A 15,413-nucleotide genomic window follows, 5' to 3' on the forward strand; every position below is an offset into this window, starting at 1 on the left:
TGCATGGGGCAGCGCATTGCCGACGTCGGACGCGAAGGGCTTCTGGGGCGCGTTCGGCTGTTCGTGCTGGGCGGTCTGACATGTCGACGACGATCGGCCGGTACAGCCCCGCGTGGATCCGTGTCCTGCTCGCGCAGCCGTGGGTCGGCGCGCTGGTCCGGCTTGCACTCGTTTCCGCCTTTCTGATCGGCGGCGTCGCGAAGGCGCTCGACTTCGACGGCGCGGTCGCGGAGCAGGCGCATTTCGGCCTTCATCCGCCTGCGCTATGGGCTGCACTGGCGATTGTCGTCGAGATCGGCGGTTCGCTGTGCGTGGTGTTTCGCCGCTTCACGTGGCTCGGCGCCGGCAGCCTCGGCGTGCTGACCGTCGTCGCGATGCTGGTGGCGAACGACTTCTGGAACCAGACGGGCGCAGCGCGCTTCATGGCGCTCAACGGTTTCTTCGAGCACTTGGGCCTGATTGCAGCGCTCGTCCTCGTCACGATGCTGGGCGATGCCCGGGATACGCAAGGGGACGGTCGCGCCTGAGGGCATGAGCCGCGCATTGCGACGGAACGCAGATTCGATCAACAGGCGGCTTTTCCCCGTTGCGCCTTCGAAAGAGGCGCAACGGGGATTCCTTTGCGCGACGCGTTGCAGGCGTGCGGCAATTGGGGGCACGCGCGGCGTTGCCGATCGTGCTCACCGGCGAAATCACTTTTGATCTGAAATCACGAATCGGCGGCCGATTCCGTCGCCAGCCTTGTCGGGCGGGGCCGCCGCGCGAACGGACCCTCCGGACGCGATATCCGCCCACCCCTTCAGACCACGCTTTAGACCTCCAGGGACTCAACTGTGTCGAATTCCGTCTTGGACAGACTTAACCCGTCTGCCTAGACTGAACTCGCTTTCCCTCACCCCTGGAGAAAATGATGAGTCTCAAAGACAAGCTGCCCGGTAACAAGATCCTTGGTTTCGGTACTGCCCCGCTCGGCAACATGTTCCGCAACATCCCGGACGCGGAAGCGGCGGCCACCGTCGAAGCGGCATGGCAACACGGTATCCGTTATTTCGATTCGGCCCCGTTCTATGGCGCCGGCCTCGCGGAAATCCGCCTCGGCGACGCGCTGGCGAATCACCCGCGTGACGAATACGTACTGAGCACCAAGGTCGGCCGCGTGATCCTCGACGAAGTCGAGGACGTGTCGGCGCGCGATCTCGGCGAGAAGGGCGGCCTGTTCGAACACGGCCGGCCGAACCGCATCGTCAACGACTACACGGCCGACGCGACGCTGCGTTCGATCGAGGACAGCCTGAAGCGCCTGCGTACCGACCGCCTCGACATCGTCTGGGTGCACGACATCGCACAGGACTTCTACGGCGACGAATGGCTCGCGCAGTTCGAAGTCGCGCGCAAGGGCGCATTCCGCGTGCTGAGCAAGCTGCGTGAAGAAGGCGTGATCAAGGCGTGGGGCCTCGGCGTGAACCGCGTCGAGCCGATCGAACTGGTGCTCGACCTCGCCGAACCGCAACCGGACGGCATGCTGCTCGCCGGCCGCTACACGCTGCTCGATCACGAGCGCGCGCTGCAACGCGTGATGCCGGCGGCTGCCGCGCAGAACGTCGGGATCGTCGTCGGCGGCCCGTACAGCTCGGGCGTGCTCGCAGGCGGCACGCACTTCGAATACCAGAAGGCTTCGCCGGAAATCCTCGCGAAGGTCGAGCGCATCAAGGTGATCGCCACGCGCTACGACGTGCCGATCAAGGCCGCCGCGCTGCAGTTCTCGATGTCGCATCCGGCCACCGTCGCGGTGATTCCGGGCGCGAGCCGCCCGGAGCGGATCGCCGAAGACCAGGCTGCGCTGAACGTGGTGATTCCGGCCGACTTCTGGCGCGAAATGCGTGAACAAGGTCTGATTGCGGCCAATGCGCCGCTGCCGACCGATCGTTGATCCTGAAAGGTGATGACATGGCACAGGCCAATGCAAGCATCGAGATCGCGGCTTCGGCCGACACGGTCTGGACACTGATCGGCGGCTTCGGGTCGCTGCCCGACTGGCTGTCGTACATCCCGGCGAGCGAGCTGAGCGAGGGCGGTCGCGTGCGCAGCCTCGCGAACCCGGACGGCGACGCGATCGTCGAGCGGCTGGTCGCCTTCGACGACGCGGCACGCAGCTACACGTACGCGATCCTCGAAGCGCCGTTCCCGGTCGTGAACTATCGCTCCACGCTGCGCGTGCGCGAGAACGGCGCGAACGCCGCGACGGTCGAGTGGTCGGGTACGTTCACGCCGCACGGCGCGACCGACGACGAAGCGATCAGCCTCTTCCGCGGCATCTACGAGGACGGTCTCGCCGAACTGGCGAAGCGGTTCGCGGCGTGACGGTGTCGTGGCGTAGCGGCGCGATCGCGTGACGGTGTGACGATGTCGCGCGCGGTGAACGGGTGCCGGTCGTGTCGGCACCCGCGCCACCGCGCGTGCATCGTCAATCGTCGTATGAACGTGCCGAGCCGTCGTCGGCGTTGCGGTCGCACCGTTCGTCGTCCGGCCGCCGCGGCGGCATGCGATGGACGCGGAACGCGCCCGCATGCGGCGGCGGGGCAACGACCGATAACGCGCGGTTATACCGGTATCACATCCTGTCAATTGTCGCGCGGGGGCGGACTCCGTATGCTGGCCCATTGCGCGGCTTTCCCGCGCATTTCGGACGTGCGCGTCAGTCGGTGCGCCGCCGGCCGGCACGCGCCACGCGGGCGCGCGCACGGCAGCGCCGGCGCGTGACCGTGCCGGCCGGCGCACGCGGCAGCACGGCGGCGTGCACCGCATTCCAGGAACAACGCAGTTGACGTCCTCTTCTCCCTAAAGGGAAAGGATTCCCACACCTGGCGATGCACGTCCTAACTCGTGGAAGAAGCTGCCTGTCAACAGCACTCCTTTCCTCCCCGTCCTGACGGACGGGGTTTCTCGGAGCAACTGATGAACCTGAACATCGAAGGCCGCTGGGCGCTGGTTTGCGCAGCGAGCAAGGGGCTCGGCAAGGGGTGCGCGCAGGCGCTCGTCGCCGAGGGCGTGAACGTCGTGATCACCGCGCGCGGCAGCGACGCGCTCGAGGCGACCGCCCGGGAACTGCGCGCGCTCAATCCGGCCGTCACGGTGATCGCGGTGGCCGGCGACATCACGACGAGCGCGGGCCGCGCGGCGGCGCTCGCGGCCGCGCCGCACATCGACATCCTCGTGAACAACGCGGGCGGCCCGCCGCCGGGCGACTTCCGCGAATGGACGCGCGACGACTGGATCGCCGCGCTCGACGCGAACATGCTGACCGCGATCGAGCTGATCAAGGCGACCGTCGACGGGATGACCGAGCGTGGCTTCGGCCGCATCGTCAACATCACGTCGAGCGCGGTGAAGGCGCCGATCGACGTGCTCGGCCTGTCGAACGGCGCGCGCACGGGCCTGACCGGCTTCGTCGCGGGCATCGCGCGGCAAAAGCGCATCGCGACGCGCAACGTGACGATCAACAACCTGTTGCCGGGGCTGTTCGACACCGATCGCCTGAAGAAGGCGACGGATGCGTCGGCGAAGGCGGAAGGCAAGGATTACGAAGCGATGTGCGAAGCGAAGCGGCAGGCCGTGCCGGCCGGACGCTTCGGCACGGCCGACGAGTTCGGCGCGGTGTGCGCGTTCCTGTGCAGCGCGCACGCGGGCTACCTGACGGGGCAGAACGTGCTGCTCGACGGCGGCGCGTATCCGGGTACGTTCTGATCGTTCCAGGCGGCCACCGACGCACCGGCGATGCGGCTCGACGGCAATGCACGCGTTGTCGGGGCCGGGTGATGCGAGCCCGGCATCGAGCGCCCCGCCGCACGGATTCGAACCGCCCGGCCGACTCACGGCGATGCGACAGGCGCGCCGGCACGACTAACAACACACAACACCTATACGAGCCCGTGATCGCACGGCGTTCGCCCCCGATCCATCTACAGAGGAAACGAACATGACACTCGCAGGCAACCTGCTGATCGGCTCGCGCGCACGGCGCGGCACGAACGGCGACACATACGCGGTCAACGCATCCAGCGGCGAACGCATGGCGCCGGCCTTCGGCGGCGCGAGCAGCGCCGATCTCGATGAAGCATGCGCGCTCGCCTGGGCCGCGTTCGACACGTATCGCGAAACGCAACCCGACGCGCGCGCGACGTTCCTCGAGACGATCGCGGCGAACATCCTCGCGCTCGGCGACGAACTGGTCGAGCGCTGCGTCGCGGAAACGGGCCTGCCGCGCGCCCGCGTCGAAGGCGAGCGCGGCCGAACGATCGGCCAGCTGCGGATGTTCGCCGACGTGGTGCGCGCGGGCGACTACCTCGACGCGCGCATCGATCCGGCGCAGCCGACGCGTCAGCCGGCGCCGCGTCCCGACCTGCGCCTGCGTCATATCGGCCTCGGGCCGGTCGCGGTGTTCGGCGCGAGCAATTTCCCGCTGGCATTCTCGGTCGCGGGCGGCGATACGGCGGCCGCGCTCGCGGCCGGCTGCCCGGTGATCGTGAAAGCGCACCCGGCGCATCCGGGCACGTCGGAACTGGTCGGGATCGCCGTGCAGCGGGCGGTGAAGACGTGCGGGATGCCGGAAGGCACGTTCTCGCTGCTGTTCGACACCGGCCTCGAGATCGGGCAGGGGCTCGTGCGCGATCGGCGCATCAAGGCGGTCGGCTTCACCGGTTCGCGCCATGCCGGCACCGCGCTGATCGCGCTTGCGAACGCGCGGCCCGAGCCGATTCCCGTGTACGCGGAGATGAGCAGCATCAATCCGGTGCTGCTGTTCCCGAACGCGCTCGACGCGCGCGGCGACGCGATCGCGCAGCAGTTCGTGCAGTCGCTGACGCTCGGTGCCGGGCAGTTCTGCACGAATCCGGGGTTGATCCTCGCCGTGGACGGGCCGGCACTCGAGCGCTTTACCGCCGCGGCGGCGGAGCGGCTCGCCCAGGCCGCGGCGGCGACGATGCTCACGCCGGGCATTCACCAGGCCTTCGAGCGTTCGGTGGCCGCGCTCGCGCAGCATCCGCAGGTGCGCACCGTCGCGCGTGCGCATGCGCCGGCCGGCGCGAATCAGGGGCAGGGCGCACTGTTCTCGACGAGCGCGGACGCGTTCCGCGAGTCGAAGGCGCTGCATGAGGAGATGTTCGGCGCGGCGTCGCTGATCGTCCGCTGTCCGGACCTCGACACGATGCGCGATCTGATCGAGTCGCTGGAAGGGCAGTTGACGACGGCGCTCCATATCGACGAAGCCGACTACGCTGCCGCGCGCACGTTCCTGCCGGCGCTGGAGCGGCGCGCGGGCCGCGTGCTCGTCAACGGTTTCGGCACCGGCGTGGAAGTCGCGCATGCGATGGTGCACGGCGGCCCGTATCCGGCCACCGCGGACGGGCGTACGACGTCGGTCGGCAGTCTCGCGATCCGTCGTTTCCTGCGGCCGGTCTGCTATCAGGACATGCCGGAGGCGCTGCTGCCCGAGGCGCTGAAGACATCGAATCCGCTGGCGATCAACCGGCTGATGGACGGGAAGGTCACGCTCGCGAACTGACGCGCGAGCGGGGGGAAGCCGGCATCAGGTATCGCGCATGCAATCGCATGCGGACCGATGCCGGCTCGATCGATTTCAGCCGGATTCGTGTGCGGGAATGCGGACGGCACGATAGATTCTTTGTCTTTGCCGGCGATCGCGCCCCCCGTCACGTCACTCGACCGTCGCGACCACATCCTCGCCGGTCAGAATCTCGCGAAACACGCCGACCAGCGGCCGCAGGTTGACCTTGTGCCACGCGGCCCACAGCGGCGTGCGATAGCTGAACCACGGCAGCTCGCGCAGCACGACGCCTTCCGGCACCTGGTGACGCAGGCTCTGCTGGATCATCGTCACGCCGAGCCCGGCGGCGACGAGCCCGAGCGCCGCGAGCGGCTCGCTCGCCTCGACGGAAATATCCGGCGAGAAACCGGCCTTCGCGCACGCGGCGACGAACGCGCCGTGGCGCGGTGCACTTTCCTGCTGCGTGACACCGATCCACGGCTGCGTCGCGAGATCGTCGGCGACGAGCGTCTTCTTCTTCGCGAGCGGATGGCCTTCGGGCAGCGCGAGCAGCATCGGGTCGTTCAGCACGCGCATCGATTCGAGTTCCGGATCGTCGGGCGCGGGCGGCTCGGTCACGAGCGCGATGTCGAGACTGCGCTCGCGCAGGCCTTCGAGCTGCGCGGCGGACGTGTAGTTGTACAGCGCGATGTGGACGGCCGGGCGGTCCGCGCGCAACGTCTTCAGCGCGCGCGGCAGCACGCCCGAGTGCGTGGCCGTTTCCAGGTAGCCGATGCAGAGCCCGCCTTCGTCGCCGCGGCCGAGCCGGCGCGCGAGCGATTCCAGCCGGTGCGCATGGCGCAGGAACGCCTGCGTCTCGCTGAGGAACGTGCGGCCGTCGCGCGTCAGACGAATGCGTTGCTGGCTGCGTTCGAACAGCGTCAGCCCGAGCTTTTCCTCGAGCTGCGCGATCTGGCGGCTGAGCGGCGACTGCGAAATGTGCAGCCGTTCGGCGGCGCGGCCGACGTGTTCTTCCTCCGCGACCGCGATGAAATATTGAAGCTGACGGATGTCGAGCATATAAGACCTCGTAGGACTCAAGTTTGATGAATTATGTCTTGGACAGACATAACCATGCAACCTAGACTGGACGCACTTTCCGTGACCTGTGGAGAAATGCATGCGTCTCAAAGCCACGCTGCCGGCCGACAACACGCTCGGTTTCGGCGCCGCCCCGCTCGGCAACATGTTCCGCGACATCCCCGACGACGAAGCCGCCGCGACCGTCGAAGCCGCGTGGGCGCGCGGGATCCGCTACTTCGACACCGCGCCGTCGTACGGCGCGGGGCTGGCCGAGTCGCGTCTGGGCGACGTGCTCGCCGGCCATCGGCGCGACGACTACGTGATCAGCACGAAGGTAGGCCGCGTCGTGCTCGACGAAATGGAAGACGCGAGCGCGCGCGACTACGGCGAGAAGACCGGAATCTTCGCGCATGGCCGCGCGAACCGGCTCGTCAGCGACTACACGGCCGACGCGACGCTGCGCTCGATCGAGGGCAGCCTGAAGCGCCTGCGTACCGATCGCCTCGACATCGTATGGGTGCACGACATCGCGCAGGACATCTACGGCGACGAATGGCTCGCGCAGTTCGAGGTCGCGCGCAAGGGCGCGTTCCGCGTGCTGGGCAAGCTGCGCGAAGAGGGCGTGATCGGCGCGTGGGGCCTTGGCGTGAACCGCGTCGAGCCGATCGAGCTCGTGCTCGACCTCGCCGAACCGCAGCCGGACGGCATGCTGCTGGCCGGCCGCTATACGTTGCTCGATCACGAGCGCGCGCTGCAGCGCGTGATGCCGGTGGCAGCCGCGCTAGGCGTCGGGATCGTCGTCGGGGGGCCGTACAGTTCGGGCGTGCTGGTCGGCGGCGCGCACTTCGAATACCAGAAGGCTTCGCCGGAAATCGTCGCGAAGGTCGAACGCATCAAGGCGATCGCCGCACGCTACGACGTGCCGGTCAAGGCGGCCGCGCTGCAGTTCGTGCTCGCGCATCCCGCGGTCGCGTCGGTGATTCCCGGTGCGAGCCGTCCGGCGCGCATCGCGGAAGATGTCGACGCGCTGAACGCGACGATTCCCGCCGACTTCTGGCGCGAGATGCGCGAGCAGGGGCTCGTCGCCGCGAACGCGCCGCTGCCGATCGATCGCTGATCGGGCCGGTCGACGCGAGTCGATAAAAAATGCCCGCGCAAGCGGGCATCGTCGGGACGGTGCGGTGCGGCGCACCGTTCGGGCGCGCGCTTGGCCGTTCAATTAGAATCTCTAACAAAATGAACGGATGGGGCTGCCAACCTGTCGCACGCTCTGCTCACCACTTCGTTGTTTCGCTGACGACGAGAGCACGGCAAAACCGATACTCGATGGCGAATTGCGGTCACTGATCCAACCGCTGCGATATTTCGTGCGCGAATGACTGGTTTAGCACTTGCGTGCCGTTGCGGTCATCGCTGACAAAGGTACGACTCGAACGCCTTTGTGACGAGTATCCACTCTCCGCGTGCGAAAGCAGTCATCCCGCTTCGCTCGAACAGAAAAACCAAGCGTCGCTATAGCCGCGTGCCGTATCGGATGAGCTTTATCGATGATCGCTCTGCCCCTGAACAAGCCGCTTGACTTCCTCGATCACCTCGTCTGCCAGCGTCTCGGGTACGCCCCAGTAATCGAAGATACCGCCATCCGCATGATTCTGTCCGCACGTCACAAATACGCCGGTGCCAAATCGATTCTTGAGATGGGTAGCCAGCCAGCCAGCCAACGAAGCCACTATTGTCTGCCCCTGCCGGGAAGTGGAATCGAAAGATGCCGAACTGTTCCTGGTGTGAACCGTCACTCGGCACAAGCTGACTCCACACGTTGTCGTCTCGCACCAAGGCAAGTGCGTCGGCCCGCACAGCGCTTGGGAATTGATCCAGCGGAAATTCAATGAACGTGTACGTGCCGGAGTAAATCCGTAGGCGTGCCTCGGTGATGACTCGTCGAAGGCGACGCTCAGTTTGTTCGACGGTCTCACGTGAAATATCAACCATGTCTACTCCGAGAATGAGGCGGTTACAGGTCAGATCATCAATGCAAGCAGAAACGAACTTCATCCTACCAGCATGTGACGCAATCACCGGCGAATAGTCGCCCGAACCGAGCGGACCGGATGACCCGACAACCCGCACAAATGTAAACAGACCCTGGAGCTGCCCGGAGCAGGCGTTTGGCGGACAAACAGGTCGCTCAACATCACCCTGCACTCGAATCGTCGATCGCGGCCAGCGCCTGTCTTGTCATTCCGACTCCGACTCCGATGGCGAGGCGACGAAGCGCATGCCAGCCAAGCCTTGTGGAGCCGGCTACTGCTGCATCACGGCGCCTGCGCTGGCACCGATGACAAACAACGTGCCGATACTTTGCAGCAGGGTCATGGGCTGGCCGAGTACCGCAAATCCGATTGCCGAGGCAATCGCAGGCTCGACGCTCATCAGGATGCCAAACGCCGACGCCGTCATGCGCCGTAACGCAATCATCTCCAGAACATAAGGCAAGAGCGGGACGAGCACGGCGAGACCGGCAGCGTCGATCAATTGCCCGGCCGGAAAATGCCCGCCGCTTTCTGTGAGGCCGAATGGCGCGGTCACGAGCGCCGCGACGATCAGCGACGTGGACAGGCCTTGCAGACCATCGAACAGCGACCCCACGCGCTTCATCATCAGGATGTAGGCGGCCCATCCGAGCGCCGAGCCGAGCGGGAATACGAGCGCCGCAACGGGCACGATCCACATGTCGTCCTGGCGCGCGAGCAGCACGATTCCTGCCAGGGCGAGCGCGGGCCACGCGAGCATCCGGATCTTGCGTACGCCGATGGTCGCGACGCACAGCGGCCCCAAGAAATTGATCGCGACGGCGAGCCCGAGCGGCACGCGCTTGACCGCCTCGAAGAAGCACAATGTCATGCAGGCCATCGCGCAGCCGAGCGCGATGGCGGCGATCCAGCGCTGCCGGGAATAGCGCCGGACGGGCGGGCGCACGATCACGGCCAGCGCGAAGGCGGCGAAACACAGGCGCAGCCAGGTCGTGCTGAACGTTCCGTACTCGATCATCGCGGGCCGCGACAGCGCAGCGCCGAGCTGGACGCTGCACATCGACACCACGGCGAACCCGGGTGCCAGAGCCGCCTGGAAGCGTCGTGTCCGCGACGCGCCAAACGCCGCATTCGCCGTGAACGCGTCGCGCGCAACCGGTGTGGAAGCGGTCGTGTGCCGGCCGGCCCGGATGCTTCCGGTTTCTTCGTTCATGCAGTGCTCCATGATGGCGATGCGGCGATGTTAACCACGCATGTTCGTTTGGTATAAGCTCGAATTTTTTATGGGCGCTTCAAGAATATTTATGGCTCGGGATCTCGACAGCGGCTTGTTGCGCACCTTTCTGATCGTGATCGAAACCGGTAGCGTGAGCGAGGCGGCGCAGGCGCTGCATCGCACGCAGGCCGCCGTCAGCATGGCATTGCGCCGGCTGGAAGAATCGGTCGGGCAGCGCCTGCTCGAACGTTCGCCACGCGGCATCAAGCCGACCGCGGCGGGCAGCGTGCTGCTGCCTTACGCGCAGCGCATGCTCGACATCGGGATCGCGGCGCGCGCTGCGCTGAATGCAGGTGAGATCTCAGGGACGGTCCGGCTCGGCCTCCTCGAGGACATCGCTGTTGGCCATCTGCCGCACACGCTGCGTGATTTTGGCGCTTCGTTCCCGAATGTCGCCGTGGAGATCGTCGTCGATTCGAGCAAGGCGCTGTCGCAGGATTTCATGAATGGCTCGCTCGATTTCGCGATCATCGACCCGACGTTCATCCATGCGGAACCGCTCGTGCGGTGGCGGCATCCGCTGTTCTGGGCGGCTGGCCTTGCGTATGACGGAGATGTCCGCCACGCTCCATTGCCGTTCGTCGCATTCGGCGGTGCGTGTCCGTGGCAAGACAGGCTGTATGCGTCATTGCGCGATGCTCGGGTCGCATGGAAAGTCATCTGCACGAGCACGAGCCTGGCCGCCATTCAATCCGCAGTCGAGGCAGGGCTGGGGGTCACGGTCCTGCTCGAATGGAACGTCCGGCGCGATTCGATGCGCGCGCTCGATCCGGCTGCCACCGGATTGCCGCACCCGCCATCGGCGGAATTCGGCTTGTTCAGCCATGCGGATGGCAGCGATCGCATGTCGGCGGTACAGGCCTTGCAGCGCTTTCTCCTTCGCGAGTTGCGCGATGCCGCAACGCTCCAGGAAGTGCTCACACAATGAGTTTGGAAGCCGTCGCCAGCAGATGATGCAAGCGGCGATCTTCATGAACGCTTCGTGGATCGCCGCGAGGCGCTCGAACCGGATGTGCAGTCGCCCGAAGTTGTGCAGCCAGGCTGTTGCCAGTCGCGCAGTCTGCGCCAGCAGCTCATGCCCGAGCCGCAGCCCGTTTCCTGCGGAAGCAACTTCCAGGAAATGCCGGACTGCGGCACGAACAGAATGCTGGTCAGCACCCCGGGTATCGCGCGCGACGTGGTTTCGGTGGTTGCAGCAGCGGTTGGATCAGTGACCACAGTTCGCCATCGAGTATCGGTGTTGCCATGACCTCCTCGTCAGCGAAACAACGAAGAGGTGAACGGCGCGTGCGGCAGGTGAGCAGCCGCATCAGTTCATTTTGTCGGAGCTTCCTAGCCGTGCGTGCGCGGCCGGTAGTCGATCAGGCTGGAGAACACCGCGATCAGCACGGCCATCGCGACGAAGAACAGCAGCGCGAGGAAGTACGAGCCCGACCACTGGACGATCAGCCCGATCAGGATCGGCACCACCACGCCGACCATGCTGCCGCAGAAGTTCATCGTGCCGCCGAGCACGCCCGCGCGCTCGGGGCCGCCGACGATCGCGGGCAGGCTCCAGTACATCCCGCAGAAGCGGATGAAGAACATCGCGATGCTGAGCAGCAGCACGACCGCATTGGCGTTCGCGATGTACGCGGCGGCCAGGATGCACGCGGCGGCGATCAGCGACGAGCCGCTGAACATCGTGCGCATCACGAGGTTCGGCGATGCCCCCGACGCTTTCCAGCGGTCGCCGATGGTCCCGCCGATCAGTTCGCCGACGAAGCCCGACATGAAGATGACGAACGTTGCGCCGCCCGTCGTCGCGATGTTGAAGCCGTAGGTCTTGTGCAGGTAGCTCGGCATCCACGTGAGCAGCCCGTAGAACACCGCGAGGATGCAGCTGTAGCCGGCGAACATCGCGAGCACCGAACGATCCTTCACGAGTTCGCGCAGCGGCACGCGTTCGGCCGCGGCCGGTGCCGGCGGGTTCGCGCGCGTGATGTGCTCGAGCTCGGCCGCGTTGACGCCCGGATGCTCGGACGGATGGTTGCGGATATAGCGCCACACGAGCACGCCCACCAGCATCGTGCCGATACCGGCGATCACGAATGCGATGCGCCACGAGCCGAACCACGCGATCAGCGCGGAGATCAGGATCGCGCCGAGCGCGCTGCCGAGCGGTGCGCCGCCGTCGACCAGCACGGCGCCGCGGCCGCGCTCGTGCGGCGTGAGCCACGAGCCGATCAGCTTCGCGCCGGCCGGAAACACCGGCGATTCGGAGAAGCCGAGGCCCATGCGCGTGAGCATCAGCAGCAACCAGTTGTGCGAGGCCGCACCGAGCGCCTGGAACGCGCCCCACGCGAGCGTCGCGGTCGCGATGATGCCGCGCGTGTGATAACGGTCGAGCATCACGCCGACCGGGATCTGCATCAGCGCGTACGACCAGAAGAACGCGCTGAGCATCAGCCCTTCGAGCGCGGGCGACAGGTTGAATTCCGGCGCGATCAGCGGCATCGCGACCGACAGCGACGCGCGGTCGATGTAGTTGATCGCGACGAGCAGCAGCATGAGCAGGAAGATGCGCCAGCGGACGCTGGTCGGCCGGGCCGCCGCGTCGAGCGGCGCCGATGCGGCCGATGCGGCAGGGGAATGCGAGAGGGGCATGGTTGTCTCCGTCGTTATGGTTGCGGTGCGATGACGCGTTCCGTGCAGCGACTGTAGGGCGGCCGCCGCGTCTTGCCTAATGACGCTTCGTGATCGCGTGATAACCAAACGGCGCGGCGTGCGGGGGAATAAGCGGCCGTTATCGGGCGATCCGGTTTTTTCATTACCGGCGGCGATCGGCCGCTTGTAGTGTCTGGTGCGGAGACTTCACACGGAGAAAGCACCATGAACCCATTCCAATACTTCTTTCCCACCACGCTGAAATTCGGCAACGGCCTCGCGCGCCAGGCCGGCGAACTGCTGAAGCCGCTGTTCGACGGCAAGCTGCTGGTCGTGACCGACGAAGGCCTGATCAAGAGCGGCGTGCTCGAAGGATTTTTCGCGTCGCTGCGCGACGCGGACGTTGCGTACGCAATCTTCTCGGGTGTCGAGGCGAACCCGAGCACCGCGGTGCTCGACAGCGCGCTGACGTTCCTGAAGGAGCACCGCTGCACCGCGGTGATCGGCGTCGGCGGCGGCAGCAGCATCGACACCGCGAAGGGCGTGGCCGCGATGGCGACCAACGGCGGCACGATCCTCGATTATGAGGGCTACAACAGGATTCCCGACGAACCGCTGCCGATCTTCGCGATCCCGACCACGTCGGGAACCGGCAGCGAGTGCACGGCATCGACGGTGTTCACGAACCAGGAAACGCTGTTCAAGACCGTGATCGTCAGCCACAAGATTTTCCCGAAGCTCGCGATTCTCGATGCGGAACTCACGCTGAAGCTGCCCGCGCCGATCACGGCGGCCACCGGGATGGACGCGCTGACCCACGCGATCGAATCGTACGTGTCGAAGCAGGCGAACCCGGTCAGCCAGTCGCTCGCGCTCGGTGCGATCCGCCTGATCGGGCGCAGCCTGCGCACCGCGTTCTACGTCGGATCCGACCTCGCCGCGCGTGAAGACATGCTGCTCGGCTCGTTCCTCGCCGGCGTCGCGTTCTCGCAGTCGAAGCTCGGCAACGTGCATGCGATCTCGCACACGATGGGCGGCGTGTTCAACATTGCCCACGGCATCGCGAACGCGGCGCTGCTGCCGTACGTGATCGACTTCAACCGCCCGGCGTGCCCGGCGCTGTTCCGCGACATCGCGGAAGCGCTCGGCGGCGACGTGGCCGGCCTCGATGCGGAAACGGCCGCGCGCGCGCTGGTCGAGCAGATCGTCGAACTCAATCGCGCGCTCGCGATTCCGTCGAACATCCGCGAACTCGGCGTCGATCTCGCGCACCTGCCGCAGATGGTGGCCGACTCGATGCGCAGCGGCAATGTGCTCGTCAATCCGCGCCTGACGACCGCGCGCGACGTCGAAGCGATCATCCGCGCCGCATACGCCGGCGAGATCTGATCGCGCGGCGCTTCATGCGCGCGCCTCCGATTCCCCGATTCCCCGATTCGATTCAACCAGGAGCAGTCATGTATTACGAAATGCGGACCTACACGGTCCAGATCGGCAAGATGAACGAATACCTGCGGCACTTCGAGAAGGAAGGCCTGCCGGTGATTTCCCGCTATGCGACGCTGGTCGGCTGGTGGTACACGGAAATCGGCGAGCTGAACCAGGTCGTCCACATCTGGGCGTACGACAGCCTCGACGACCGCATCAAGCGGCGCACCGCGCTGTACGAGGATCCGGACTGGCTCGAGAAGTTCGTGCCGAGGGCGTTCCCGATGCTGGAAAAAATGGAGTCGAAGCTGCTGCGTCCGGCCGCGTTCTCGCCGATCAGGTAGGCAGCGGCTGCTGTAGCGTCTCGACGAGCATGCGCGCACCGGGTGTCAGGTGCGCGAAGGTGCGGGCCACCACGCCGAACGGCTCGTCGAGCGCGGGGATCGCGACCGGCAGGCACGCGACGAGGCCGAAGCGCTCGCCGAACTCGGCGACTTCGCGCGGGATCACCGCGACCAGTTCCGGGTTCGCCTGCAGCAGCGTCAGCGTCGCGAACGTCGACGCCGTCTCGATCGGATAACTCGGCACCTCGATGCCCGCATCCGCGAGCGCACGTTCGAGCGCGAGCCGCATCGGCGTGTTGACCGGATACGCGACCCATTCCGCGTCGGCGAGATCGCGCAGCGTCAGCGCGTCGCGTTCGGCCAGCGCATGCGTGCGCGCGGTCACGACCGCGAGCGGTTCGGACTGCAGCGGGATAGAGTCGTAGGCTTCCGGGCGCCGGTTGTTGCCGTTGCGGCAGATCGCGAGATCGATGCGGCCGTCGTCGATCAGGGCGAGCAGGCTCGCGCTGGTGCCTTCGACGATCTCGACCGACAGGTGCGGCTGGCGGCGGCGCAGGTCGGTCAGCGCGCGCGTGAGCAGCGGCACCGCGCCCATGATCACGCCGACGGCCAGATGGCCGCCATGCCCCTGCGTGATCGCGAGCACTTCGGTATGCAGGTGTTCGAGGTCGCTGTAGATGAGGCGCGCATAGCGCGTGACGCAGCGGCCGAGGTCGTTCGCGACGAGGCCTTTCGGCTGCCGCTCGAACAGCGGCATGCCGAGGATGTCCTCGATCTCGCGCAGCACCTTGGTCGCGCCGGGCTGCGAGATCGCGATTTCTTCGGCGGCCTTGTGCAGCGAGCCATGGTTTTCGAGCGCGATCAGCAGCTTGAGCTGCTTCAGGCGAAGGCGCGACGCGATGTTCGCGAGAGAGGGAACGGCCAGCGGTTTCATGGCGACGACCAAACCGAAAGCGGCGATTATAGCCCTGCCGGGCCGAAAACGATCTTGAGGATCGCTAATGCAGAACCGGTTCGCGCGCGTGCGGCGAAGCGGCCCCGCACGCGACGCGGCCCGTGAT

The 15,413-nt window shown here is 66.3% G+C and carries 14 protein-coding genes and 2 pseudogenes; 9 read left to right on the forward strand and 7 right to left on the reverse strand.

From position 1 onward, the window contains the following. Positions 1-80 precede the first annotated feature (80 nt). The 5 genes from U4Z31_RS30590 to U4Z31_RS30610 all read left to right on the forward strand — a co-directional run bounded on the left by U4Z31_RS30590 (position 81) and on the right by U4Z31_RS30610 (position 5,560). On the forward strand, positions 81-527 hold the full coding sequence (locus U4Z31_RS30590) for a DoxX family protein (protein ID WP_124489415.1): 447 nt from the start codon (positions 81-83) through the stop codon (positions 525-527). A gap of 383 nt (positions 528-910) precedes the next feature. After that, positions 911-1,930, forward strand: coding sequence for an aldo/keto reductase (locus tag U4Z31_RS30595; protein WP_321812289.1), 1,020 nt, complete (start codon positions 911-913; stop codon positions 1,928-1,930). Between the two features lie 17 nt (positions 1,931-1,947). After that, positions 1,948-2,361: an SRPBCC family protein gene (locus U4Z31_RS30600; RefSeq protein WP_321812290.1), complete on the forward strand. Its 414-nt coding sequence runs from the start codon at positions 1,948-1,950 to the stop codon at positions 2,359-2,361. A 594-nt stretch (positions 2,362-2,955) separates the two neighbouring features. Next, positions 2,956-3,744, forward strand: coding sequence for an SDR family oxidoreductase (locus U4Z31_RS30605; RefSeq protein ID WP_321812291.1), 789 nt, complete (start codon positions 2,956-2,958; stop codon positions 3,742-3,744). A gap of 232 nt (positions 3,745-3,976) precedes the next feature. Continuing rightward, on the forward strand, positions 3,977-5,560 hold the full coding sequence (locus U4Z31_RS30610) for an aldehyde dehydrogenase (NADP(+)) (RefSeq protein WP_321812292.1): 1,584 nt from the start codon (positions 3,977-3,979) through the stop codon (positions 5,558-5,560). A 153-nt stretch (positions 5,561-5,713) separates the two neighbouring features. Here the strand turns inward: U4Z31_RS30610 and U4Z31_RS30615 are convergent, their stop codons facing one another. Further along, the gene (locus tag U4Z31_RS30615) at positions 5,714-6,622 is read right to left on the reverse strand and encodes a LysR family transcriptional regulator (RefSeq protein ID WP_124646688.1); all 909 of its coding nucleotides are present in this window, start codon (positions 6,620-6,622) and stop codon (positions 5,714-5,716) included. Positions 6,623-6,722: 100 nt separating this feature from the next. Here U4Z31_RS30615 and U4Z31_RS30620 point away from each other — a divergent pair, with 100 nt between their 5' ends. Further along, positions 6,723-7,742, forward strand: a complete 1,020-nt coding sequence (locus U4Z31_RS30620; RefSeq protein ID WP_321803758.1) for an aldo/keto reductase — start codon at positions 6,723-6,725, stop codon at positions 7,740-7,742. A 424-nt stretch (positions 7,743-8,166) separates the two neighbouring features. Here the strand turns inward: U4Z31_RS30620 and U4Z31_RS30630 are convergent, their stop codons facing one another. From U4Z31_RS30630 to U4Z31_RS30635, 3 genes and pseudogenes are all read right to left on the reverse strand, one after another. Then, positions 8,167-8,355 carry a DUF6196 family protein gene (locus tag U4Z31_RS30630; RefSeq protein ID WP_321812293.1) on the reverse strand — a complete coding sequence of 63 codons (189 nt, stop codon included), beginning with the start codon at positions 8,353-8,355 and terminating at the stop codon, positions 8,167-8,169. 31 nt (positions 8,356-8,386) lie between these two features. Continuing rightward, positions 8,387-8,680, reverse strand: a pseudogene (locus tag U4Z31_RS37230) (DUF6196 family protein); the annotation flags it as partial. Between the two features lie 249 nt (positions 8,681-8,929). Then, positions 8,930-9,871, reverse strand: a complete 942-nt coding sequence (locus U4Z31_RS30635; RefSeq protein WP_415750312.1) for an EamA family transporter — start codon at positions 9,869-9,871, stop codon at positions 8,930-8,932. A 91-nt stretch (positions 9,872-9,962) separates the two neighbouring features. Between U4Z31_RS30635 and U4Z31_RS30640 the strand changes: the two genes are divergently transcribed. Next, positions 9,963-10,862, forward strand: a complete 900-nt coding sequence (locus U4Z31_RS30640) for a LysR family transcriptional regulator (RefSeq protein WP_321812314.1) — start codon at positions 9,963-9,965, stop codon at positions 10,860-10,862. 107 nt (positions 10,863-10,969) lie between these two features. On the opposite strand, the pseudogene U4Z31_RS30645 reads toward U4Z31_RS30640, so the two are convergent. Both U4Z31_RS30645 and U4Z31_RS30650 read right to left on the reverse strand, forming a co-directional pair. Next, a pseudogene (locus U4Z31_RS30645) lies at positions 10,970-11,181 on the reverse strand (transposase); the annotation flags it as partial. An 85-nt stretch (positions 11,182-11,266) separates the two neighbouring features. Continuing rightward, on the reverse strand, positions 11,267-12,580 hold the full coding sequence (locus tag U4Z31_RS30650; RefSeq protein WP_321812294.1) for an MFS transporter: 1,314 nt from the start codon (positions 12,578-12,580) through the stop codon (positions 11,267-11,269). A gap of 225 nt (positions 12,581-12,805) precedes the next feature. Between U4Z31_RS30650 and U4Z31_RS30655 the strand changes: the two genes are divergently transcribed. Further along, a complete protein-coding gene (locus tag U4Z31_RS30655) occupies positions 12,806-13,969 on the forward strand; it encodes an iron-containing alcohol dehydrogenase (RefSeq protein WP_321803764.1) in 1,164 nt (387 codons plus the stop codon). 68 nt (positions 13,970-14,037) lie between these two features. Further along, on the forward strand, positions 14,038-14,352 hold the full coding sequence (locus U4Z31_RS30660) for an NIPSNAP family protein (protein ID WP_321812295.1): 315 nt from the start codon (positions 14,038-14,040) through the stop codon (positions 14,350-14,352). Here the strand turns inward: U4Z31_RS30660 and U4Z31_RS30665 are convergent. Then, complete coding sequence (locus U4Z31_RS30665; protein ID WP_044847143.1) at positions 14,345-15,286, reverse strand: LysR family transcriptional regulator; 942 nt, start codon at positions 15,284-15,286, stop codon at positions 14,345-14,347. The two genes, U4Z31_RS30660 and U4Z31_RS30665, sit on opposite strands and share 8 nt — an antisense overlap. Positions 15,287-15,413 lie beyond the last annotated feature (127 nt).

Origin of the sequence: Burkholderia sp. BCC1985, from assembly GCF_905339915.1 — a bacterium.
Lineage (GTDB): Bacteria > Pseudomonadota > Gammaproteobacteria > Burkholderiales > Burkholderiaceae > Burkholderia.

Excerpts from the sequence above, each read along its gene's own strand:
- U4Z31_RS30650 (WP_321812294.1), bottom strand. The coding sequence starts at position 12,580 with ATGCCCCTCTCGCATTCCCCTGCCGCATCGGCCGCATCGGCGCCGCTC.
- U4Z31_RS30655 (WP_321803764.1), top strand. The coding sequence starts at position 12,806 with ATGAACCCATTCCAATACTTCTTTCCCACCACGCTGAAATTCGGCAAC.
- U4Z31_RS30640 (WP_321812314.1), top strand. The coding sequence starts at position 9,963 with ATGGCTCGGGATCTCGACAGCGGCTTGTTGCGCACCTTTCTGATCGTG.
- U4Z31_RS30660 (WP_321812295.1), top strand. The coding sequence starts at position 14,038 with ATGTATTACGAAATGCGGACCTACACGGTCCAGATCGGCAAGATGAAC.
- U4Z31_RS30610 (WP_321812292.1), top strand. The coding sequence starts at position 3,977 with ATGACACTCGCAGGCAACCTGCTGATCGGCTCGCGCGCACGGCGCGGC.
- U4Z31_RS30620 (WP_321803758.1), top strand. The coding sequence starts at position 6,723 with ATGCGTCTCAAAGCCACGCTGCCGGCCGACAACACGCTCGGTTTCGGC.
- U4Z31_RS30635 (WP_415750312.1), bottom strand. The coding sequence starts at position 9,871 with ATGAACGAAGAAACCGGAAGCATCCGGGCCGGCCGGCACACGACCGCT.
- U4Z31_RS30665 (WP_044847143.1), bottom strand. The coding sequence starts at position 15,286 with ATGAAACCGCTGGCCGTTCCCTCTCTCGCGAACATCGCGTCGCGCCTT.
- U4Z31_RS30615 (WP_124646688.1), bottom strand. The coding sequence starts at position 6,622 with ATGCTCGACATCCGTCAGCTTCAATATTTCATCGCGGTCGCGGAGGAA.
- U4Z31_RS30600 (WP_321812290.1), top strand. The coding sequence starts at position 1,948 with ATGGCACAGGCCAATGCAAGCATCGAGATCGCGGCTTCGGCCGACACG.
- U4Z31_RS30605 (WP_321812291.1), top strand. The coding sequence starts at position 2,956 with ATGAACCTGAACATCGAAGGCCGCTGGGCGCTGGTTTGCGCAGCGAGC.
- U4Z31_RS30595 (WP_321812289.1), top strand. The coding sequence starts at position 911 with ATGAGTCTCAAAGACAAGCTGCCCGGTAACAAGATCCTTGGTTTCGGT.
- U4Z31_RS30590 (WP_124489415.1), top strand. The coding sequence starts at position 81 with ATGTCGACGACGATCGGCCGGTACAGCCCCGCGTGGATCCGTGTCCTG.